General features: G+C 70.4%; 22 protein-coding genes and 1 tRNA gene. 13 read left to right on the top strand and 10 right to left on the bottom strand.

Annotation, left to right across the window (positions count from 1 at the left end):
* Nucleotides 1–11 precede the first annotated feature (11 nt).
* From ABLE53_RS00375 to ABLE53_RS00365, 3 genes are read right to left on the bottom strand one after another with little or no spacing between them, the layout of a single operon-like run.
* On the bottom strand, nt 12–1,784 hold the full coding sequence (locus ABLE53_RS00375; RefSeq protein WP_348856534.1) for an MFS transporter: 1,773 nt from the start codon (nt 1,782–1,784) through the stop codon (nt 12–14).
* Nucleotides 1,781–2,497, bottom strand: a complete 717-nt coding sequence (locus ABLE53_RS00370; RefSeq protein ID WP_348856533.1) for an LppX_LprAFG lipoprotein — start codon at nt 2,495–2,497, stop codon at nt 1,781–1,783. The genes ABLE53_RS00375 and ABLE53_RS00370 overlap by 4 nt, the downstream gene beginning before the upstream one ends.
* Nucleotides 2,498–2,500: 3 nt before the next feature.
* The gene (locus ABLE53_RS00365) at nt 2,501–4,993 is read right to left on the bottom strand and encodes a DNA gyrase/topoisomerase IV subunit A (protein ID WP_348856532.1); all 2,493 of its coding nucleotides are present in this window, start codon (nt 4,991–4,993) and stop codon (nt 2,501–2,503) included.
* A 151-nt stretch (nt 4,994–5,144) separates the two neighbouring features.
* On the opposite strand from ABLE53_RS00365, the gene ABLE53_RS00360 reads away from it, so the two are divergent.
* From ABLE53_RS00360 to ABLE53_RS00335, 6 genes are all read left to right on the top strand, one after another.
* The gene (locus ABLE53_RS00360; protein WP_348856531.1) at nt 5,145–5,774 is read left to right on the top strand and encodes a dihydrofolate reductase family protein; all 630 of its coding nucleotides are present in this window, start codon (nt 5,145–5,147) and stop codon (nt 5,772–5,774) included.
* Nucleotides 5,775–5,783: 9 nt separating this feature from the next.
* Entirely contained in the window at nt 5,784–8,477 is a 2,694-nt protein-coding gene (locus tag ABLE53_RS00355) for a bifunctional acetate--CoA ligase family protein/GNAT family N-acetyltransferase (RefSeq protein ID WP_348856530.1), read from the top strand.
* Nucleotides 8,478–8,543: 66 nt separating this feature from the next.
* Nucleotides 8,544–9,128: a DUF5998 family protein gene (locus ABLE53_RS00350; RefSeq protein WP_348856529.1), complete on the top strand. Its 585-nt coding sequence runs from the start codon at nt 8,544–8,546 to the stop codon at nt 9,126–9,128.
* Complete coding sequence (locus ABLE53_RS00345; protein ID WP_348856528.1) at nt 9,125–10,258, top strand: alkaline phosphatase family protein; 1,134 nt, start codon at nt 9,125–9,127, stop codon at nt 10,256–10,258. Before ABLE53_RS00350 ends, ABLE53_RS00345 begins: the two co-directional genes overlap by 4 nt.
* Nucleotides 10,259–10,276: 18 nt before the next feature.
* Complete coding sequence (locus ABLE53_RS00340; RefSeq protein ID WP_348856526.1) at nt 10,277–10,786, top strand: hypothetical protein; 510 nt, start codon at nt 10,277–10,279, stop codon at nt 10,784–10,786.
* A 43-nt stretch (nt 10,787–10,829) separates the two neighbouring features.
* Nucleotides 10,830–11,486: a thymidine kinase gene (locus tag ABLE53_RS00335; protein WP_348856525.1), complete on the top strand. Its 657-nt coding sequence runs from the start codon at nt 10,830–10,832 to the stop codon at nt 11,484–11,486.
* 6 nt (nt 11,487–11,492) lie between these two features.
* Here the strand turns inward: ABLE53_RS00335 and sepH are convergent, their stop codons facing one another.
* Nucleotides 11,493–12,530, bottom strand: a complete 1,038-nt coding sequence (gene sepH, locus ABLE53_RS00330; RefSeq protein WP_348856524.1) for a septation protein SepH — start codon at nt 12,528–12,530, stop codon at nt 11,493–11,495.
* A gap of 179 nt (nt 12,531–12,709) precedes the next feature.
* Between sepH and ABLE53_RS00325 the strand changes: the two genes are divergently transcribed.
* A tRNA-Val gene (locus ABLE53_RS00325) sits at nt 12,710–12,781 on the top strand.
* Nucleotides 12,782–13,005: 224 nt separating this feature from the next.
* Nucleotides 13,006–13,209, top strand: a complete 204-nt coding sequence (locus ABLE53_RS00320; protein WP_348856523.1) for a hypothetical protein — start codon at nt 13,006–13,008, stop codon at nt 13,207–13,209.
* Nucleotides 13,210–13,222: 13 nt separating this feature from the next.
* Here the strand turns inward: ABLE53_RS00320 and ABLE53_RS00315 are convergent, their stop codons facing one another.
* Nucleotides 13,223–13,537 carry a hypothetical protein gene (locus ABLE53_RS00315; protein WP_348856522.1) on the bottom strand — a complete coding sequence of 105 codons (315 nt, stop codon included), beginning with the start codon at nt 13,535–13,537 and terminating at the stop codon, nt 13,223–13,225.
* A 259-nt stretch (nt 13,538–13,796) separates the two neighbouring features.
* On the opposite strand from ABLE53_RS00315, the gene ABLE53_RS00310 reads away from it, so the two are divergent.
* The gene (locus tag ABLE53_RS00310; protein ID WP_348856521.1) at nt 13,797–14,087 is read left to right on the top strand and encodes a hypothetical protein; all 291 of its coding nucleotides are present in this window, start codon (nt 13,797–13,799) and stop codon (nt 14,085–14,087) included.
* 25 nt (nt 14,088–14,112) lie between these two features.
* Nucleotides 14,113–14,313, top strand: a complete 201-nt coding sequence (locus ABLE53_RS00305) for an Rmf/CrpP fold protein (protein ID WP_348856520.1) — start codon at nt 14,113–14,115, stop codon at nt 14,311–14,313.
* A 7-nt stretch (nt 14,314–14,320) separates the two neighbouring features.
* On the opposite strand, the gene ABLE53_RS00300 is transcribed toward ABLE53_RS00305, so the two are convergent.
* The 4 genes from ABLE53_RS00300 to ABLE53_RS00285 all read right to left on the bottom strand — a co-directional run bounded on the left by ABLE53_RS00300 (nt 14,321) and on the right by ABLE53_RS00285 (nt 16,877).
* Complete coding sequence (locus ABLE53_RS00300) at nt 14,321–15,013, bottom strand: hypothetical protein (protein ID WP_348856519.1); 693 nt, start codon at nt 15,011–15,013, stop codon at nt 14,321–14,323.
* Nucleotides 15,014–15,104: 91 nt separating this feature from the next.
* Nucleotides 15,105–15,365 (bottom strand): hypothetical protein, encoded by a 261-nt coding sequence (locus ABLE53_RS00295; protein ID WP_348856518.1) that lies wholly within the window; start codon nt 15,363–15,365, stop codon nt 15,105–15,107.
* Nucleotides 15,366–15,502: 137 nt separating this feature from the next.
* Entirely contained in the window at nt 15,503–16,258 is a 756-nt protein-coding gene (locus ABLE53_RS00290; RefSeq protein ID WP_348856517.1) for a potassium channel family protein, read from the bottom strand.
* A gap of 184 nt (nt 16,259–16,442) precedes the next feature.
* Nucleotides 16,443–16,877 (bottom strand): SHOCT domain-containing protein, encoded by a 435-nt coding sequence (locus ABLE53_RS00285; RefSeq protein ID WP_348856516.1) that lies wholly within the window; start codon nt 16,875–16,877, stop codon nt 16,443–16,445.
* A gap of 275 nt (nt 16,878–17,152) precedes the next feature.
* Between ABLE53_RS00285 and ABLE53_RS00280 the strand changes: the two genes are divergently transcribed.
* The gene (locus ABLE53_RS00280; protein WP_348856515.1) at nt 17,153–17,689 is read left to right on the top strand and encodes a hypothetical protein; all 537 of its coding nucleotides are present in this window, start codon (nt 17,153–17,155) and stop codon (nt 17,687–17,689) included.
* 298 nt (nt 17,690–17,987) lie between these two features.
* On the opposite strand, the gene ABLE53_RS00275 is transcribed toward ABLE53_RS00280, so the two are convergent.
* On the bottom strand, nt 17,988–18,557 hold the full coding sequence (locus ABLE53_RS00275) for a recombinase family protein (RefSeq protein WP_348856514.1): 570 nt from the start codon (nt 18,555–18,557) through the stop codon (nt 17,988–17,990).
* 115 nt (nt 18,558–18,672) lie between these two features.
* On the opposite strand from ABLE53_RS00275, the gene ABLE53_RS00270 reads away from it, so the two are divergent.
* The gene (locus tag ABLE53_RS00270) at nt 18,673–19,551 is read left to right on the top strand and encodes a hypothetical protein (protein ID WP_348856513.1); all 879 of its coding nucleotides are present in this window, start codon (nt 18,673–18,675) and stop codon (nt 19,549–19,551) included.
* Between the two features lie 568 nt (nt 19,552–20,119).
* Nucleotides 20,120–21,514: a type III glutamate--ammonia ligase gene (glnT, locus tag ABLE53_RS00265; protein ID WP_348856512.1), complete on the top strand. Its 1,395-nt coding sequence runs from the start codon at nt 20,120–20,122 to the stop codon at nt 21,512–21,514.
* Nucleotides 21,515–21,523 lie beyond the last annotated feature (9 nt).

Genomic DNA, 21,523 nt, shown 5'->3' with positions numbered 1-21,523 from the left:
TGGTCGGCGGGTCAGCCGACAGCGCCGAGGGCCTCGCCGGTGTCGACGGAGCGGGTGGGGGCGCCGCGGAAGAGGACGAGGGCGAGTACGCCGGCGGCGACCGTCGCCACGGCGGCGCCGGTGAAGACGGTGTGCTCCTGCGCGATCGCCGCCTGCTGGAGCAGGTCCTGGTAGGCGTCGCAGAGGCCGTTGCCCGCCCCGCAGACGTCGCGGACGCTCGGCAGGTCGGCCTGCTCGGCGTAGTAGCGCCGCAGCCCGAGCGTGGTGAGGCCCGAGATGCCGACGAGCATGCCTACCATCCGGGCGACGACGACGAGGGCGCTGGCGAGGCCGTGGACGCCGCTCTCGGTCGTGGCGAGGACCGCCGCGTTGACGGGTGCCAGCGCCAGACCGAAGCCGAGCCCGCCGACGACGAGCGGCACCGTCGCCGAGGCGTGCGTGAGGCTGTCGGCGTCCCAGCGCGCCATCAGCACGAAGCCGGCCGCCGCGAGGACCATCCCCGCGGCGGTCACCGCGCCCGCCGGGAGCCGCCTGGTCAGGTGGCCGCCCGCGACCGCGCCGACCGGCAGCGCCACGAGGAACCGCAGCAGCACCAGCGCGGCCCTCAGCTGGCTGTCGCCGTAGACCGTGGTGCGGGCGAAGAGCGGGACGTCGATGAGCGCGGCCACCAGCCCCGCGCCGACCAGGAAGCTGACGAGGACCGAGCCCCACGCCGGCGTACGACGGAGGGCACCGGCGGGCACGAGCGGGTGCTCGGCACGGCGCAGGTGGAGGACCAGGGCGACGGCGGCGAGGGCCGCGGCGACGAGGTACCACACCCCCTGCGCCGAGAAGACCTGCACCGCCGGGTCGGCCGTCGCGAAGGCGAGGATCACGCCGCCGAGCGCGACGGCGAGCAGGAAAGCGCCGAGCAGGTCGACGTCGCCCGCGCTGCGCGCCCAGCCGCGCAGGTCCAGCAGCGGCCGGCGGGCGGTCGCGCAGCGGAGGAGGAACAGCACCGTGGCGCCGATCGCCACCAGTCCGAGCGGCGTGGTCCAGCGGCCCGAGCCGACCTGCGGGATGAACAGCTGACCCCAGGTCAGGTCGCGCATCATCGCCGTCGGCTCGGCGAACACGAGCGCCGCGGCGGCGACGGCGACCAGCAGGAGCACGACGGCCACGGGGTCGGGCACACGCCGGCGGGGCTGCGCGCCTTGCTCGCGCCCGGCGGCTCGACCGGCGTCTCCTCCGGCGCCCCTGACGGCCGCCGCGAGGATCGCCCCGACGACGAGGTTGACCAGGAAGATCGCCCGCCAGTCGGCGAGGGCGAGGACGACGGCGCCGCCGAGGGGACCGAGGACCGAGCCGAGCTCCTGGACGGCGGAGACGATGCCTAGCGGTACGCCGCGCCGCTCGACGGGGTAGAGGTCGGCGACGAGGGCGAGCGTGGCTGGTACGAGCGCACCGCCGCCGAGGCCCTGGAAGAACCGGCCGACGACCATCGAGGCCAGGTCGTACGACGCCGCGGTGACCAGCGAGCCGGCGGCGAAGACGACGAGCCCGGCGACGAGCACGGGCAGCCGCCCGCGCAGGTCGGCGATGCGGCCGATGAGGGGCAGCATGGCGACGTACCCCAGCAGGAAGCCGGAGACCACCGGCGCCGCCTTCTGCAGCTCCTCCACCGAGAGCCCGACGCCGGCCATCATGTCCGGCAGGGCGAGGACGACGACGTAGGTGTCGGCCGCGGCGAAGGCGACCGCGACGGCGGCGAGCCCGAGCAGCGCGCGGGAGCGCCGCAGGGTCATGGGGCGGTGATCTTCTCGTCGGTGCCGTAGTCGTCGACGGTGACGGTGTAGGTGTTGGGGTCGTGGTCGGCGCCGTTGAAGCGGCCGGTGATGACCGCCTTGCTGAGCTCGCCGTCGTCGTCGATCGTGTAGGTCGCGTCGAAGTCGCCGGTGGCCCCCGGCAGCACCTTGTCGACGGCGTCTCCGGGGAGCGTGCCGGCGTACTCCGTCAGGACCTGCTTGTTGTCCTCGCCGCCGCGGACGCTGTCACCCTTCTTCACGTCCTCGGTCGCGTCGAGGAGCGAGGAGATGCCGTCGTCGGGGTCGAGGAGCGTCGCGGGGTCGGGGACGCCGTAGTCGGCGGGGTCGATCTCCTGGAAGCCGGCCGTGAAGGGCAGCTGGGCGTAGACCTTCCCGTCGACCGCGACCACGTCGACGTCGGCCTCGACGCCGAGGACGGGGACGGTGATCGTGCCCTTGAACGCCGGCGCCCGGGTGAGGGTGCCGTCGGCCTTCTTCAGCGCCTCGACGCCGGAGGGCAGGTCGTCGGTGGCGAGGGCGAAGTGGACCCCGCTGGTGTCGTCGAGGTGCTTCTTCGCCTCGGCCAGGGCGTCCTCCGGGCTGAGGCTGTCGCCTCCTGAGCCGCCGCAGCCCGCGAGCGCGAGGACCGTCGCGGCCAGGAGGGCCGCGACGAGCGTGCGGGGCCGGGTCGCCCCGCGGGTCGGGTGGCTCATGGGTCAGTCTTCCGCGCCGAGCGAGAGGAGTACGCCGACCGGCCCGGCGACCGCGTCGATCGGCTGCGCCGCGGGCACCCCGGAGCCGTCCCGGCGCCCCTCGGCCGGCGGCAGCTCGACCGGTGCGCCGCTGTTGGCGGCGGCCCGCGCGGGCGAGACTCCGGCCCAGGCGAGGACGAGGGTGTCCTCGCCCTTGAGGAAGCGGTGGCACCGGACGCCGCCGGTGGCCCGGCCCTTGCCGGGGTACTCCGAGAACGGCGTCACCTTGACCGCGCCCGCCTCCGTGCCTGGCAGCGCGGAGGACGAGCCGGAGACCGTCACCACCACCGGGCTGTGGCCATCGGGCGTCTGCGGGTCGACCGCGCCGAAGAACACCACGCGCGAACGGTCGGCGAGGCGTACGCCGGCGACGCCGCCACCGGTCCGGCCCTGCGGCCGCACCGCGTCGGCTGGGAAGTGGAGCAGCTGCGCGTCGGAGGTGACGAAGCAGAGCTCCTCCCGGCCGGTCCGGAGCTGGACCGCGCCGACCACCTCGTCGCCGTCGGCGAGCCGGATGACCTCCCAGTCGTCCTTGTTGAGGACCTCGGGGTTGACCCGCTTGACCGTGCCGAGCCGGGTGCCGAGCGCGAGGCCGGGCCCGTCGGTGGCGAGCGTGCAGAGCGCGAGCGCGCGCTCGCCGGCGTCGAGCGAGAGCAGCGCCGAGAGCGGGACGCCGCCCTGCAGGTTGGGGTCGCCGGCCGTGCCGGGGATCGCCGGCAGGTCGAGGACGCCGAGGCGCACCAGCCGCCCGGCCGAGGTCAGCACGCCGATCTCGCCGCGGGCCGTCGTACGCACCGCGGAGACGATGACGTCGTGGTTGGCCCGGTCATCGCCGGTGTGGACCGGCTCGTCGGTCGACGTACGCGCCAGCAGGCCGGTGGAGGAGAGGAAGGCGAAGCACGGGTCGTCGCTCACCTCGGCGGACATCCGCTGCGCCTCGACCGCGGCCGAGCCGGCCGACTGCAGCAGCACGGTGCGGCGTGGTGTGCCGTAGGTCTTGGCCACCTCCGCGAGCTCGTCGGAGACGACCTTCTTGAGGAGGGTGTCGTCGGCGAGGATCGAGTCGAGGTACTCGATCGTCGCCTGCAGCTCCTGCTGCTCCTTCTCCAGCTCGATCTTGGAGAACCTCGTCAGCCGGCGCAGCGCCATGTCGAGGATGTACTCGGCCTGGGCCTCCGACAGGTCGAAGACCGCGATCAGCCGCTGCTTGGCCTCCGGGGCGTTGTCGGAGGAGCGGATCACCTGGATGACCTCGTCGATGTCGAGGATCGCGATGAGGAGGCCCTCGACGAGGTGGAGGCGGTCGGCGGCCTTGCCACGGCGGTAGCGGCTGCGCCGGCGTACGACGTCGTAGCGGTGCTGCAGGAAGACCTCGAGCAGCTCCTTGAGGCCGAGCGTGCGCGGCTGGCCGTCGACGAGCGCCACGTTGTTGATGCCGAAGGAGTCCTCCAGCGGCGTCTGGCGGTACAGCTGCTCGAGCAGCACCTCCGGCACGAAGCCGTTCTTGACCTCGATGACCAGGCGCAGGCCCTTCTCGCGGTCGGTGAGGTCCTTGACGTCGCTGATGCCCTGCAGCTTCTTCGACTGGACGAGCTGCTTGATCCGCTCGATCACCTTCTCGGTGCCGACGGCGTACGGCAGCTCGGTGACGACGATGCCCTTGCGCCGGCCGACCGGCTCCACCCGCGCCGTCGCGCGCATCTTGAACGAGCCGCGGCCGGTCTCGTAGGCGTCCCGGATGCCGTCGAGGCCGACGATCGTGCCGCCGGTCGGCAGATCGGGGCCGGGGATGTAGCGCATCAGGTCGTCGAGCGTCGCCTGCGGGTGGGTGATGAGGTGGCGGCACGCGGCGACCACCTCGACGAGGTTGTGCGGCGCCATGTTGGTCGCCATGCCCACCGCGATCCCGGACGCGCCGTTGACCAGCAGGTTGGGGACCGCCGCCGGCAGCACCGCCGGCTCGAGCTCGCGCGAGTCGTAGTTGGGCCGGAACTCGACGGTGTCCTCGTCGATGTCGCGGGTCATCGCCACGGCGGGCGGGGCCATCCGCGCCTCGGTGTAGCGCATGGCCGCCGGCGGGTCGTCGCCGCCGGGGGAGCCGAAGTTGCCGTGGCCGTCGACCATCGGCAGCCGCATCGCCCAGGACTGCGCCATCCGCACCAGCGCGTCGTAGATGGCCCCGTCGCCGTGGGGGTGGAGCCGGCCCATGACCTCGCCGACGATGCGCGCGCACTTGACGTGACCGCGGTCGGGGAGCACGCGCATGTCGTTCATCGTGTAGAGGATCCGGCGCTGCACCGGCTTCAGCCCGTCGCGGGCGTCGGGGAGCGCGCGGGAGTAGATGACGGAGTAGGCGTACTCCAGGAACGACGTACGCATCTCGTCGCCGACGTCGATGTCGAGGATGTGCTCCTCGAAGTCGTCGGGCTGGTCCTGCTTGGTGGTGCCGCGTGCCATGCGGGCATTCTCCCCTCATCACCCCGACAGATCCGAGCGGGGCACGCCGTCGGCGCCCGCTCACCGGCGTACTCAACTAATAGGTTGACAAAGTGTGGCCGCGCCCCGGGGAGTGTCGTCAACCGATGAGTTGAATACAAGGGAGCACGAGATGAGCAGGGTGATCATGCACGCGGTGGTGTCGGTCGACGGGTTCATCGCCGACGAGAACGACGACGTGGGGCCCCTCTTCGAGTGGTACTTCAACGGCGACCGGTCGCTCACCGACGCCGACGGCGAGGACCTGCACGCGCCGTTCCGGCTCTCGCAGGCGTCGTACGACTACACGCAGCCGTTCTGGAGCGCGATCGGGTCGATGGTGATGGGTCGCCACCTCTTCGACCTCACCAACGGGTGGGAGGCCCGGCCGCCGACGGGGGAGCACCTGGTCGTGGTCTCGCACCGTCCGAAGCCCGAGGGGTGGCACCCGGAGGCCGACGTGCCCTTCTTCGACGACGTGGCCGACGCGATCGCGGAGGCGAAGCGGCGGGCCGGTGACCGGGTGGTCGCCGTGACCGCGGGCGACATGGGCGGCCGGGCGCTCGCCGCGGGGCTGGTCGACGAGGTGGCGATGGACGTCGTGCCGGTCGTCTTCGGGCGCGGCAAGCGGTACTTCGGGCCGGTCGACGGCCAGGTCCTCCTCGAGGACCCTGAGGACGTGGTCCGGGGCGACCGGGTCCTCCACCTGCGGTACCGCGTACGACGCGAGGACGATGGCGTCGGGGTCGCCCCGACCCGGTAGATTTCGGATGTGACCGCGCCCGCCCCGATCGCCTGGCCCAGCCACTGGGAGGCCGACGTCCTGCTGCGCGACGGCCGGACCGCCCACATCAGGCCGATCACGGCCGACGACAAGGAGCTCCTCGTCGACTTCTACGCGCGCGTGTCCGACGAGTCGAAGTACTACCGGTTCTTCTCCCCGATGCCCACGCTGTCGGAGAGGGACGTCCACCGGTTCACCGAGCTCGACTACGTCGACCGGGTGGCGTTCATCCTGACGCTGCGCGGCCGGATGATCGCCGTCGGGAGGTACGACGTCGTACGCCCCGGCGAGGCGGAGGTGGCCTTCCTAGTGGAGGACCACTACCAGGGCCGCGGCATCGCGCAGATCCTGCTCGAGCACCTCGCCCAGGCCGGCCGGGAGCGCGGGATCACGAAGTTCACCGCCGACGTGCTGCCCGACAACAGCCGGATGATCCAGACCTTCCGCGACGCGGGCTACAAGGTGGCCTCGGTCTACGAGGACGGCGTCATCTCGCTGGAGTTCCCGATCGACGTCACCGACACGGCCGTCGGGATCCTCGCCAAGCGCGAGCACGAGGCCGAGGCGGCCTCGATCAACCGGTTCTTCAACCCGCGCAGCGTCGCCGTCATCGGCGCCTCGCGGCGCCAGGAGACGATCGGCCAGGCGCTGGTGCGCAACCTGGTCATCGGCGACTACGCCGGCCGGGTCTACGTGGTCAACCCCAACACGGCGGCCGTGAGCGGCATGCCGGCGTACAAGAGCGTCCAGGACATCGCCGACGACGTCGACGTCGCCATCGTCGCGGTCCCGGCCGACGCGGTGCAGGACGTCGTCCTCGACTGCGCGGCCAAGGGCGTGCACGGGCTCGTCGTCATCTCGAGCGGGTTCGCCGAGACCGGCGAGGAGGGGCGCCAGCGGCAGCGCCGGCTGGTCAACCTCAGCCGCAGCTACGGCCTGCGCCTGATCGGCCCGAACGCGCTCGGGATCATCAACACCGACCCGGCGGTGCAGATCAACGCCAGCCTCAGCCCGCTGATGCCGCCCCGGGGCCGGGCAGGGTTCTTCTGCCAGTCCGGCGCGCTCGGCAGCGCGATCCTGGAGAAGGTCAACAACCGCGGCCTCGGTCTCTCGACGTTCGTCTCGGCGGGCAACCGCGCGGACGTCTCCGGCAACGACCTGCTGCAGTACTGGGAGGAGGACGACTCCACCGAGGTCGTGATGATGTACCTCGAGTCGATCGGGAACCCGCGCAAGTTCTCCCGCATCGCGCGCCGGGTCAGCCTGCGCAAGCCGATCGTCGCCGTACGCTCCGGCCGCACCACCCAGGGCGTCCCGATGGGCCACGCCGTACGCCGGATCTCCGCGCCGCCGGCCGCGGTGGACGCGATGTTCAAGCAGGCCGGGATCATCCAGGTCGACACCCTCGACGACATGTTCGACGTGGCCCAGCTGCTCGCCCACCAGCCGCTGCCGCGCGGCCGGAGGGTCGCCGTCGTCGGCAACTCCGACGCCCTCGGCCTGCTCGCGGCCGACGCCGCCGCCTCGGTGGGGCTGGTCGTCAACAAGCAGGTGCCCCTGTCGGCCGAGCCGACCGCCGAGGACTTCGAGGACGCGCTCGACTCCGCCATCGACGACCCGGACGTGGACGCGGTCATCGCCGTCTACATCCCGCCGCTCGACGTGACGGGGGAGGACATCGCCAACGTGCTCGCCGCGGTCGGCGAGCAGTCCGACAAGCCGCTGGTCTCCTCCTTCCTCGGCTCCGAGGGCGTCCCCGAGCTGCTCCGCGTCCCGGACGTCGCGGGGTCGACCGCGGGCCGCGGGTCGGTGCCGTCGTACTCCTCGGTCGAGAGCGCCGTCCGCGCGCTCGCCAAGGTCGTCGAGTACGCCGTCTGGCTCCGCACGCCCGACGGCCCCCCGCTCCCGGCCGAGCAGGTCGACGCGGTCGCCGCCCGCCAGCTGGTCAACGACGTGCTCGGCCAGCGACCCGGCGGCGGCGACCTGGGTCAGGACGAGCTGGTCCGGCTGCTGGCGTCCTACGGCATCGAGCTGTGGGGCACCCACACGGTCAGGACCCCCGAGGAGGCGGTGGCGGCGGGGGACCGGCTCGGCTGGGACGTTGTGCTGAAGTCGACCGCCGACAGCGTCCGCGAGCGGCCCGACCAGGCCCACGTGGTCCGCAACATCGAGGACGCCGAGGAGATGCTCGACGCCTGGGAGCTCATCGCCGGGCGGGTCTCGCCCGACGCCGGCGGGTTCGTGGTGCAGAAGACCGCGCCGCCCGGCGTACCCGTCACCATCCGGAGCATGGAGGACCCGCTCTTCGGGCCGGTCGTCTCGTTCGGGGTGGCAGGCCCGCTCACCGAGCTGCTAGGGGACCGGGTCTACCGCATCCCGCCGCTGACGCAGCGCGACGCGGCCTCGATGGTGCGGGAGGTCAAGGCGGCGCCGATGCTGTTCGGCTACCGCGGCGGCGACGTCGTCGACGTGGAGGAGATCGAGCGTCTCATCCTGCGGGTCGCCCAGCTCAAGAACGACCTGCCGCAGGTCAGCTCGCTCGACCTCAGCCTCGTCCTCGTCGGCACCGAGGGCTCCAGCGTCCTCACCGCCAGCGCCCGGGTCGAGCCGGTCGCCGACCCCCGCTCGGACTGGTTCGTACGCCGGCTCAACCCGGCCGTGGCCGACACCCTGCCGGACTAGCGCGGCCCGCCGCGGCCTGTGGATCCGCCCGTGGAATGTGACGTACGCCGTGACACACTCTGACCCATGAGCACCCGCACCGACGACCTCGACCGCGGCCTGGAGCTCCGGGCCGAGATCGACCGCACCGGCTACTACCCCGAGGTGGTGGCCGACGGCGTCGCCTCCGCGATCGCGGGGGAGCAGGTGGTGTCGTTCTTCGTCCACCACGAGCCGACGTTCGAGCACGACGAGGTCCGTCGCCATCTGTCCGTGCTGGTGCTGACCCCGTCGCGGCTGATCCTCGCCCACACCGACGAGCACGCCGGCGACGACCTGCTCCCGGAGCCCTACACCTCGACCTCCACCGAGGCCGTCCGGCTCGACTCGGTCACGTCGGTCGTCGTCACGCGGATGATCGCCAACCCGACGTCGGGGCCGAGCCGACCCGCCGAGTCGGTCCTCACCATCGGCTGGGGTGGCGTGAGCCGGGTCGACCTCGAGCCGGCGACGTGCAACGACCCCAACTGCGAGGCCGACCACGGCTACACCGGCGTCCTCTCCTCCGACGACTTCTCGCTGCGGGTCTCGGCGGCCGCCGACGGACCCGACGCGGTGACGCGCCTGCTGTCCTTCGCCGAGTCGCTCTCCGCCCGCACCCACCGCACGTGAGCGACTTCGTCGCGCCGGCCTACGGCGTGCGCTCCCTCGGTGACGTGGTGCCGGGCATCGCCCGTGCGCTCGGCAAGCCGCTGGCCGCCCCGGGCGAGCCCGACGGGCAGCCCGGGCCCGAGCTGCCGCCGGCGGCGTCGTACGTCCTCTTCCTCGTGGACGGCCTCGGCGCGAACCTGCTGGCGCGCTACGCCCACGCGGCGCCGTTCCTCGCCTCGCTGCTCGACCACCACGAGCCCGCCACCGCCGGCGTACCCTCCACCACGGCCACCAGCCTCACCTCGCTCGGCACGGCGCTCACCCCCGGCGGCCACGGCCTGGTGGGCTTCACCTCGCGTGTCCCCGGCACCGACCACCTGCTCAACGCGCTGCAGTGGAGCAAGGACGTCGACCCTGTCGAGTGGCAGCCGCACCCGACGGCCTTCCAGCGGCTGACGGAGGCTGGCCTCGCGGCGACCGTGGTCAACAAGCGGGAGTTCGCCGGCTCCGGGCTGACGGTGGCCTCGCAGCGCGGGGCCGACTACCTCGGCGCCGACCGGGTCGGTGAGCGGATCGCCGCGGCCCTCGCACTGTCGGCCGAGCGGGGCTCCCTGACCTACCTGTACGACGGCGACCTCGACTGGACCGGCCACAGGTACGGCGTCGCCAGCTCGCAGTGGCTGCAGCAGCTGTCGATGATCGACGCCGAGGCCGAGCAGCTGCGGGACGCTCTGCCGACCGGCACCCGGCTCCTCGTGGTCGCCGACCACGGCATGATCGACTCGCCGCCCGAGCATCGCGTCGACGTGGACGACCGGCTCGAGCTGCGCGACGGCGTGGCGCTGATCGGCGGGGAGGCGCGCTTCCGGCACCTCTACTGCGCCCGCGGCGCGGTCGCCGACGTGGCCGCCACCTGGAGCGAGGTGCTCGACGGCCGCGCCGACGTGCTCACCCGCGCGGAGGCGGTCACGCGCGGCTGGTTCGGCACCGTCAGCCCCTCGGTCCTTCCGCGCCTCGGTGACGTCGTCGTCGCGTCGTACGCCGACCATGCGGTCGTCTCCTCCGCCGACTTCCCCTACGAGACCACCCTCGTCGGCCTCCACGGCTCGCTCACACCCGACGAGATGCTCATCCCGCTCCTGGTGAGCTGACCGCCGTAGGATCGCGGCGTGATCCGACGGATGGCCGCGGTGCTGGCCGCGGTGCTGATGGCGAGCGTGGGCCTGGTCGCGTGCGGCGGTGACGACGAGAGCCCGAGCGGCTCCGCGACGACGCTCACCTGTCCGACCGAGAACACCAAGGCGTTCCCGAAGACCCGCTTCGTGGCCGACGTCGGCCTGATCGCCGGGTCGTTCCACCACTGGATCTGGAAGCCCTACCGGCAGGGGAGGTTCCAGAAGGGCGCGGACGGGCGCACGTTCGCGCTGGTCAAGGCCGGAGCGGCGTCCCTGCTCATCGCCAAGCTGACCAAGAACGCCGTCTCCAACGTCAAGGCGAGCCCGTCGCTGTGCAACGCGATCGGGGGGCCGCTGCAGAAGCTCTCGAACGCCGTCTCGGGGCTCGGCTCCAGGCTCAGGAGCGGCGACTTCTCCTCGCTGGCGACCATCAGCGGGCTGGTCGGCACCATCACCGGCGCCATGTCGAGCAGCGGTCTCAAGGTCACCGAGACCCACCAGTAGCCCGGCCGCTGTTCCGCGGACCGGCGTGGAATGATCACGCCTCGTGGCGGAGCTGACCTTCTGGACCGGGACGATGGACGCGGGCAAGTCGACGCTCGCGCTGCAGACCAACCACAACCACGCGGCCCGGGGCCGGGCCGGCCGGATCTTCACCGCCCACGACCGGGGTGGCGAGGCCACCGTGACCTCCCGGCTGGGACTGGTCCACGACGCGATCGAGGTCGCGGCCGACTTCGACTTCTGGCGCTACACCGTGGACGCGCTGACGCACGGCGCGCGGATCGACTACTTCATCTGCGACGAGGCGCAGTTCTACACCCCCGAGCAGGTCGACCAGCTCGCCAAGATCGTCGACGAGCTGCAGATCGACGTCTTCTGCTTCGGCATCCTCACCGACTTCCGCACCCGGCTCTTCCCGGGCTCGGCGCGCCTCGTCGAGCTGGCGGACAAGACCGAGGTGCTCCAGGTCGAGGCGCTGTGCTGGTGCGGCAAGCGGGCGACCCACAACGCGCGCACCGAGGACGGGATCATGGTCACCGAGGGCGACGTCATCGTCGTCGGCGACGTCGAGGGCGAGCCGGCCGGGGAGGCCGGCGTCGTGGCGTACGAGGTGCTCTGCCGCCAGCACCACCGGCGGCGCCTCACCGCGGCCCGGGCGAAGGCGGTCTCGCTGGCGCCCGAGCCGCTGCCGTTCGGCTGAGCGGACCTACTCCGACTTGCCGCCGCCGAACATGATCTCGTCCCAGCTGGGCACCGATGCCCGCTTGCGACGAGACGTACGCCGCGGCTTGGCCGCCGCCGGCTCCTCGGCCACGGACTCCTCGGCCGGTGCTGCCTGCTCCGGCTGCTTCCGGTCGGCGACGGGGTCGTCGAAGAGGTAGGCCTCGACCGGGGTGTCGATCTCGAGGGGTGTCTCGACGGGCGAGACGTCGGCCGCGGGAGCCGCGGCGGGCGGCACCGCGCCGCTGGCGCGACCCTCCGACGGAGCGGTCGCCGGGGAGGCCGGCGGGGGAGGGGAAGGGACCTGCTGCCGGCGCTGGCGGGCGACCTCGAGGTCGTCGCGGACCGGTGTGACCTCGGACGTCACCTCGACCTTGTCGCCGACCAGCCAGCGCGCGTCGTCGTTGTCGAGGGCGACGTAGTTGCCCTGCACGTCGAAGGTGAGCTCGGCGATGCCGTCGTGCGCGGGCGTGGAGTACTCGGCCGTCAGCTTCCACCGGCCGTCGGGGCGCCGCCAGGAGTCCCAGGACACGATGTCGGGCTCGAGGTCGATGGACCGGAGGTGGGCGACGACGGCCTCCCCGAGGGTGCGGGCTGTCCCGGCCGGGTCACCGGCCCGGCGGCGTACGGACGCCTTCTGGGCACGCTCGGCCATGTGCTCGCGCTCGGCGAGCACGGGGCCGGCGAAGGCCATGATCTTGTCGACGGTGGTGCCCGCTGCCGCGGCCACGTCCTCGGCACTCTCGCCGGCCCGGATGCGGTTCTGGATGTCGCGGGGACGCAGGCTGCTGCTCGGTGGGTTGGTCACAGGAGGCTCCGATCGGCGAGGTGAGTCAGCCGGGAGGGCCGCTCGGAGACGGTCGTCGATGTCGACGGTGAACTCGCGTCCCGCCTCGTCGACGAAGAGCATTCGGCGTCCGTCGCGACTCACCGACACGAGCGTCAGGCCCTGGGGCTGCGCGTCCGTCTCGGCGCCCGGCTCGGCGAGCGGGGCGGGGTTCGCGGGTAGTTCTTCGGCCGACATCCTCGTCTTCGTCTCATCCTTCGAGTGGTTGTGACGACCCTACGCCACAACCGGTCCGCAACCCGGCTGCCGCCCCGGCGTGCCTCCGACGTGTCGTACGCCGCCGGACCGGCGGTCCCGGAATGTGATCGGACCCCGGTCATGCGCTAAAGTCTGCGACCGCGGCGCACGCCGTACGAGGGTGATTGGCGCAGTGGTAGCGCGCTTCGTTCACACCGAAGAGGTCACTGGTTCGAACCCAGTATCACCCACCCTCTCGAAAAGGCCCTCTGACCTGCATGGATAAACAGGTCGAGGGCCTTGCCTATCGTCGGCGTGCAGTTGATGTGCAGTTGGGTTCCGCGAAAGGGTCACTTCCGGAGTGCTTGGCTCGGCGTCGTGCGTCCGCGCTCATTGGGTCGGTACTCGAACCGGGCAGCTCTCGTGGGGACTCCCGGCCCTGCCGTGCCGCCGGCGACGGTGCAAGCGTCCCTCCATGGATGACATCTCAACGGCAGACGTAAAGACCTGCCTCAGCGAGTGGAACCGGGCGAGGGCGGCGACCGATCGGGAGATCCAGCGTCTCGGGGGCTTCCCGCTCAACGAGGCTGGATTCGACAAGCTCCGGTCCTTCCTCGAGCGGGAGCAGGCCGCGGGGGCCGCGTACGAGGCAGCCAAGGTTGCCGCTCGGGGCGCGTGACCAAGGGGAGTGTCTACTGGGGTGGGCCGCCGAGCACGTCCGGGTAGATCAGCGGCAACACGTACTGCCGACTGTTCGACACCACCTCCTCAAGCGACACGCCGGCACTGTGCGCCTCGCGCAACAGGAAGAACGTCAGCAGCTCGACAGCGGCCGCGAGAGTGGCGGCCAGGTCGGCATCGCTGGTCAGGTCCAGGCCGAGCGGCTCGAGCGCGAGCAGGCTTCGACGGTCGCCGTCCTCAGTGCCGGCGTCGGCAAGGTCCAGGGCCGCCACCGCATCGAGCAGGGTCCGCGCCGCAGCGGCGCGCTTGTGGGGGTCGATGTCCATGCTGCCGAACCTACGGATCCCCGGCGTTCGGACGCAGGAGAACCCGGCTCAGGTCTAGCCCGCACCGCGGCCGATGCGCCGTTCCCGAGACGCCACCGACACACCGCTTTACTTTGCTGGGATGCGAAGGGACCTAGCAGCGGCAGTCTTAGCGGTCCTAGCCCTCGGTGTCAGCGGCTGCGGCTCCAGCGCATCGGAGTCGGACGCGGCGGCGCGCGACGAGCCCAGCGGCGCTGCGTCGGCAAGCCCCGTGGCTTCATTGACCTTGCGCGACGCGTGCCCGCTGATTGAACAGGCGCTCCCGAAGAACGAGCCCGTCCTCATGAGCGACCCTCAGCTTCATGCCGCGGTGAAGCGGCTGCGGGGCATCGGCGACACTGCGGACATCGAGACACAGAACCTCGTCCGGATCCTCGTCGCGCCGCTCGAGGCCGCGATGGACGCTGGGCAGGGGGATGCGTCTGTCGATGCGTTCGACCTGTATACCAACGCGCTCACGACGGCGAAGCGGCGGTGCGAGATCGCTGGATCGTCGGCGTTCGCCGGGTGAGTCCCCCAACACTGGATATGCCGTGATGGTCAAGGTCGCCCGCGGTGAGCCGCTGGGTACGGTGGCCGACGGGGCGCACGGCGCACGCGACGGCACGAGGGTGACGGCGTGCCCACACGACGCCGACGGCAAGCCGGTGGAGCGGCTACGGGCGGCGGCGTGGCTACGCGGCTACGCCGGTGAGCGCCGACGCGCCAGGCGGGCCCACCTGACCGTCGTCAGATAAGCGCCCATCAAGTCCCGGCGAGCCGCCCCAAGGCAACCGACAGACCACAGGCGTCGTCACCGATGACACCGTGCGCCCACGCCCGCCAGTGCAACTGCCACCAGCGTAGATAGCTCTCACGCAACGCGTGATTGATCCGGTCGCGGACCTGGTCGTATCGCTCGACAGTTCCGAGCATGGCTGCGAGCTCGGTGTCACGCTCGGCCACCTGGTTCTCGAGTGCCTGCCACATTGCCTGCGCCGTCTCGCCCGGCTGCGGCTTGCCGGCGAGTTCATCGAGGCGATGGAATCGTCCGCGGTCCGCCCAGTGCTCCAGCGCGTCGAGCATGCCAGTCAGCACGTTGCCGGCTTCACAGTCGGCGAGCAGTTCAGTCAGGTAGGGAGGGGCGGCCGCTCTGTCGAGTTGGTTGCTGTAGATCCTGCGGGCGTCGCGGTCGAGCCGGGTGATGTGGTGCCCGTAGTCCTTCATTACCTTGACAGTCGGCCAGGAACGGCCTGCATCGAGCTCGGCGAGCCCGATGACGGTCTTGAGGAGCTTCTCTGAGGCGATGGACAACAACGTGAGGACCGCCGCGTACTCCTCGTCGATGTGATGCAACTCGGCGAGTGACCGGAGTCCGCAGTTCGCGAGAGCGACGGCCTCGTCGACCTCCATGATGAGCGTGAACGTCTGACGTTGGTCCAGGCCCTTGAATGGCACGCTGCGCACGGTACCGCCGCGACGCGCGGCTGTATCGCTGCCGACCGGCCCCCTTCTCCTGGGGCCGTACGTACGGGGCCGAGTGAGGCGCTCAGCGGCTCCACAGGGCACGGGAGGCGGTCGCGAGGATCGCAGCGAGCTCGTCGAGCCGGCGCTCGGCCTGCGCGATCCTCCCGGTGAGGGTGTCGGCCGGGTCGAGGCGACGCAGGTCGATGATCGTGCCGAGCAGGTCGGCGCGGTCGGCATAGACGGCCAGGTCGGCGGCGGTCTGGGCGAGCCGGTCGACGTGGGCCTCGAGCCGTGTCACGGTGTCGGCATGTTCGCTCGTGAGAGTGCGGGTCGCGGTGGTCATGGTGGTTCTCCCTCCACGCTGGTTGGGCGTGTCTCAAGGAAGATCGTTCCGGGCCTTGGGGCGGTCCGGTAGGCCGTCAAGCGACTCTCCCCGGTGAGGTTGACAGGTGGAGCGTGGGATTGGCCGTCAACGGCCTGTCAGCCGTCACGGTGGACGGTTGACGGGTCCACGCCGGGCGCGCGGTCGGAGGCATTCAGGTGTTCCACCAACTGGCGTACCTGCTCGCGAAGCGCCACGACCTCGGCGCGCAGGTCCTCGGCGTCCTCGGCCTCTCGTTCCTCGGCTTCGGTGACGCTCTGCACCAGCCATGACGCCAGTGTCGCTGTGACTGCGCCGAGAAGGGCGATGCCGCAGATCATGAGGCCGGCGGCGATGAATCGTCCCGTGGTCGTGACCGGGAAGGTGTCGCCGTAGCCGACCGTGGTCATCGTTGTGATCGACCACCAGATGGCGTCGCCGAAACTGGTGATGTTGGCGTCGGGGTTTCCGCGTTCGGCCTTGAGGATCGTCAGGGCACCGACGAAGGCCAGCAGTGACGACCCGCCGGCGACGTACGTGGTGACCTGGCCGCGCAGTCCGGAGGCGGCTCGACGGTTCAGGATGCGCAACAGCGCGATCAGCCGCAGCAACCGCAGCGGGCGCAGCAGCGGCAGTACGACCACCAGTAGGTCGAGCAGGTTCCGCTTGAGGAAACGCCACCGGTCGGCCGCCAGTGCCAGCCGAACGAAGAAGTCCAGGGCGAACGCCGCCCAGGTGATCCAGACGACGCTCGTGCACGCACCGAGCCACGGATCGGGGAGGTCCGGCTGCAGGATTGGCCACGCATATGCCGCGAGGAACAGAACCGCAGCGACCGTCAACGGCCATTCGGTCAGCCGCTGCCATCGGGTCACGGACAGTGAGTGTAGGAGTCCGTTCAGCACAGCGCCGTCCTGTTCGCCACGAGGGCAGCACTCAGAGAAGTCGGACAGATGGCCGGGGCGGGGTAGAGCCGGCTATGGCGACGAGCGCGGAGGGCGGCTCGTTGGTGGCGGCCTGGGCGCATGCCCTGAGCCTCCGAGCTCGCCCGGAACCTCGTCAGGACAGCAGGCGCGCCTTGGCTGCGGTGAACTCGTCGTCGGTGAGGATCCCAGCGGCATGGAGGTCGGCGAGCTTCGCCAACTGGTCGGCGAGTCCACGCTCGACCGCCGACACCGCGTCCGGCCGCGATGCCGAGACAGCGCCCGTCGGGGTTGCATCGTCCTCGTCGGGCCACGACGCGATCTCGATACCGACGGCGGAGAACAGCTTGGTGCGCTCGTCCTCGATGCGCCTCTGCGCCCCGATGTTGCTCTGCGAGAACACACCCATGCGGCCACTGAACGAGACCCGACATCCAGCCTGCTCAGGCTGGACGGCGACGGTAGCGATGACGCTGCCAGTGAACGCCGTCATGCCGAGGTTGACCTCGGCCCGCATGAGTCGGTCGTCACGGCTGCGAAAACGAGCGCGACGCCCCTCGAGGTAGCCCACCACGACCTCCCACACGTGCGGGGCATGTGCAGGGAAGAACTGGGCATCGCTCGCCCCCAGGTTGGTGTATCCGGCCACGCCGGGAGCGTAGATACGAATCTCCCCCGCCGTCCTGCGAATCGGCAAAGACGAATCGGGCTAGACCGACAGCCCGGGTTTGAGCTGCGCCACGGGCACCGGCCGCTGCGTGACGCACAACCTCGACGCCCAGGTCCTACTCGCCAACTGATCCGTTCCCGAGACACGACCCTGCCGTCGGGCTACCGTGCGCGAACGTGGACCTGACAGAGACGGAGCGAGCCCGCATCGCGGGACTGGCGCAGGCGCTCGTCGGCAGCCCTCGCAGCACCCACGCACTGCGGGCGTTCATCATCGAGCAACAGGTGAGGATCGAATACGCAGTCAACGAAGTGCTCTCGGCACAGCTCGCCGTGGACAGCCGCGCCGCGAGCCAACTCACTCTCCAAGTGTTCAGTCGAATCTCAATAAGCGACCGGCTCGCAATGCTCAAAGACACGCTCGACGCCGGCGACAGCGCTCGGCGGGACCGCTGGCCGTTCCTCCTACCAGTGCTTCGCAAGCTCGTTGCTCTTCGCAACGCACTCGCACACGGACTCGCCGAGGACGAAGGCGATCGGACAATCATCACGACTTGGAACCGCGGGAAGATCCAGGGGAGCACCTACGAGCGCTCACAGCTCGAATGGCTTGCATGGCAAGCGGAGGTTGCCCACCAGGAACTCGCCCAACTCTGGGCGACGCTCATACCGAATCGCGACGACTGGTTCGTCGACGACCGATTCAACGACTAAGAGCCAGAGCGTCGCTCCCGTTCGCCGACCGTGGCGCCCGCCTGTATCGGGCGAAGCGTGCACGTTCGAGGACTACTGCAGACGACAGGTAGGGACGCACCGACGGTCATACGCCCCACCCTTGGCGGCGTTCTGGTCGGTCAGGTGGTACAGAGTCGGCTGGTGTCGGCCGGGTCGAGGTCACATCCGCAGATCTCGCACCACACCGCCGCCGAGGGGGCGGGGAGGTAGGCGAGCTCGTTATGCGGGCAGGGCGGCGGACCTGACCAGTGCGAGGCCCGGCGTGAAGGGCGGGTGGTCACATCGGCTCCGGAGTGGAGAGGCTGGGGGACTCGAGGATCCGTTTCACGGTCGCGGCCTGCCAGCGCCCTCCGCGGGCGGTAGGAACGCCGTCGGCGGTTAGCCCGTCGGCGATCGCACGCAGCGACCGACCTGCTGCGCGCTCGTTAGCGATGCGGCGGCGTACGTCGTCGGGCAGCAGGGGCCGGGGGCCCTCGTCGACTCCCCACACAATGCCGCGGGCGCGGCGGGCCTCGTGCTGCCGGGCGACGCGCTTGGAGGTCATGGCGCGCTCGTACTCGCCGGCGGCGGCGATCATCGTTGCGGCCATCCGGCCCTCGGGGGTGCTGGTGTCGATCGCACCCAACCCGAGGACGGTCAGGGTCCATCCGCGTTTCGCGGCCCGGTCGAGGATCAGGGCGAAGTCGCCGACCGACCTGGTGAGCCGGTCCAAGTCGAGCACGAACAGCGCCCTCGCGGGGTCCTTCCGGTTGTCGAGCCGCTCGAGCGCGGCGCGCAGCCCCGGCCGGTTGGTGAGCTCCGCAGCCGGAGACGACGAACGCCAGAGAAGAGCGGCATCGGTCGGCATCGGGATACAGAGTCCGATCACCCCGGCTGCATCGCGCCGAGGGAGTCTCACCGAGATTGATCACCAGCCAGTTGCCCTAGACAGACCCTCAGTGTTTTCACTCACACTCAACGGCATGGACACCACCGAACAGTCCGTCGCCGATGACTTCAGCGGCTTGTGGCGACGGATCGGAGAGCTCGCGGGGCAGGAGTTCTGCACCAAGACCGGGAAGCCGTTCAGCTACCAGTTCTCAACCGGTGGGGTGATGCTGCGCAACACCAACCGGATGCTCGGTCGAGGGCAGTTCGAGCAGGCGCTAAGGCGTATGCCCCTCTCGGGTCCGGGGGCGCTTCAGGACCTGCAGGGCCCCTCCTACCTCTATGCGATCCTGACCGACTCCCGCATCACGGGCGACCAGCCCAGAGGGCGGAGTGAGGCGCCGCTGCGGGTCGCATCTGTTGGGGTGCCTCGGCGTACGCCACAACGGCCTGCCCTCGCCACCTCGCCACCGGATGCCCGAGCGGCCGACCTGGCACGACCGGGCAGGAGGATGACCGCTACCGAGCTCCGCGACCATGGCTTCGACGCCTACGAGCTCTTGTTCCACGACCGCAGCCAGGCCGGGTACTGCAACTGGGACACCCTCGGCTCTGTCCCGGATGCTCCGGGACTGTACGCGTTCACCCTCAGCCAGGAACCGAGTGCTGAGGAGATCACCGTCATGTACGTCGGCATGACGACCCACCTGTGGATGGTCACCAAGGGCCAGGTGCCCGGCGGGATAGTTCGACCTGGTCAACGGTACGGCCGACCGCAGTGGGCCGGAGTGACCAGAGTGCGGGTCAATGCGAACGTCGCGCTGGCGCACGACCTCGGGCTCCATGTCCAACACTGGCTCAGACCGATTCGTGCCTCGATGTCGGCTGCTGAGATTCGCTACGTGCTCCGAGATGAGGAGGAGCAGCTCATCACCCGATGGGGCCTGCGAGAGGTTGGGTGGAATCGAGGATGAGCCAAGGCAGATCGTCGGGGCGTTCCCTCGGGTCCCTCGTATCTGGACTCGGTCTGGTCGCGTCCAGGACTAGTGCGGGGTGGTTGCAGGACCGGGAGAAACCGGCGAGCGCGGAGCCTCCCGATCCTGAAACTTCGTGCTTCTTCGGCGTCGGCCGGGATGCAGGGTGCGGGCGCGCTTCTTCCCTCCGGGTGGGCCCGGGGTACAAGGATGACCACAACGTCGCCTCCGAGCGGACCCACCTGCACACCCTCGGGATGTCCGGCCACACAACACCTCCGGCCTCATCGACCGGCCGTCGTTCGCCGCGGCGGCGACGGGCGAGCTCGTCCTCGCTGACCTCACCCAGAGCTTCGAGGGGAACCTCCGAGTGCCTCTAAGGCTGAATGGGCGTGTGCGAGCGCTGCGGTGGCGTCTTGGTTACGCCGATTTAACGGACCTGAGCATCTCGGTGGCACAACCGCTGGAGAGCATTTCAATAATGCATTGAAACTGACCCTCGGTCTTGCGTTCGCCTCGGGGAGCCGTGTCGTCTCCAGGGGCACGCAGCCATCGGACAAGGAGCACCATGACCACCACCGACCTGATCGACAACGAGCGAGCCAGCGCAGCCGACCCGGCGAAACAGGTCTCGACGGTCGTCGCCGAGTTGCACAGTCGCGGAATCCGGTACGCGATGGTCAGCTTCGTCGATGCTCACGGCAAGTCGAAGTCGAAGGTCGTCCCCGTGGACCACCTCCCCGACGCCGTGGGTGGGAGTGAGCTGTTCACCGGGGCCGCACTCGACGGCGTGCCGCAAGAGGTCAGCGACGAGGAGGTCGCAGCGGTCCCTGACATCAGCCGCTACTTCGTGCTCCCGACCCGTCCGGACATGGCGTGGTTCCCCAGCACGCTGCACTACAAGGGCAGCGTGTTCGAGGCGTGCAGCCGCGGGATCCTGCAGCGGACGATGGCCGCGGCTGCAGAGCTGGGCTACACGTTCAACCTCGGCGTGGAGACGGAGTTCTTCGTGCTTCGTCGCACCAGCGACGGCGACCTGGTCCCGCTGTCTGACGCCGACGACCTCGCCAAGCCCTGCTACGACAGCCGCGGCCTCCTGCGGAACTTCGACTTCATCGACGAGCTGGTCTCCGCGATGAACGACGCCGGGTTCGAGGTGTACTCGTTCGACCATGAGGACGGCAACGGCCAGTTCGAGACCGACTTCGGCTATGCGGACGCGGTCACCACCGCCGATCGGCTGACCTACTTCCGCCTGATGCTCACCGAGATGGCCCACCAACACGGGGGGATCGCGACGTTCATGCCCAAGCCGTTCGACCACCAGACCGGCAGCGGCGGCCACATGAACATGTCCCTGGCGGACGCGGACGGAAAGAACCTCTTCGCCACTGACAGCGACCGCCGCGGCCTCGGACTGAGCGAACTCGGCTACCAGTTCATCGCCGGCGTGCTCAGGCACGCACCGGCGATCTGTGCGGTCGTCGCGCCCACGGTCAACAGCTATAAGCGGCTCATCCGCCGTACGAACAACTCAGGGTTCACCTGGGCGCCGATCTTCGGCTGCTACGGCGGCAACAACCGGACCAACATGCTCCGCATCCCGTTGGCCGGGGGACGGGTGGAGTGCCGTGCCGCCGACTCGGCCAACAACCCGTACCTGGCTGCCGCGTTGATGCTCGCGGCGGGCCTCGAGGGCATCAGGGACGCCGCGGACCCGGGAGCTCCGAACATGGAGAACATGTATCTCCTCAGCGAGGAGGAGCTCGCCGCCCGCGGCATCTCCCACCTGCCCGTCAGCCTCGAGGCCGCGCTCGACGCGTTCGACGCCGACCCGCTGACCCTTGAGGTCTTCGGCGCCGACATGCACGCGTCCTTCCTGGAGCTCAAGCGCGCGGAGGTCGACGCGTACAACGCCCACGTCAGCCAGTGGGAGATCGACCGCTACCTCGAGTTCTTCTGACCAGCGCGC

Origin of the sequence: Nocardioides asiaticus (assembly GCF_040049175.1) — a bacterium.
GTDB classification, from domain to species: domain Bacteria; phylum Actinomycetota; class Actinomycetes; order Propionibacteriales; family Nocardioidaceae; genus Nocardioides; species Nocardioides cheoyonin.
The sequence above is the reverse complement of the archived record's forward strand: the minus strand, read 5'-3'. Positions and strand labels throughout refer to the sequence as shown.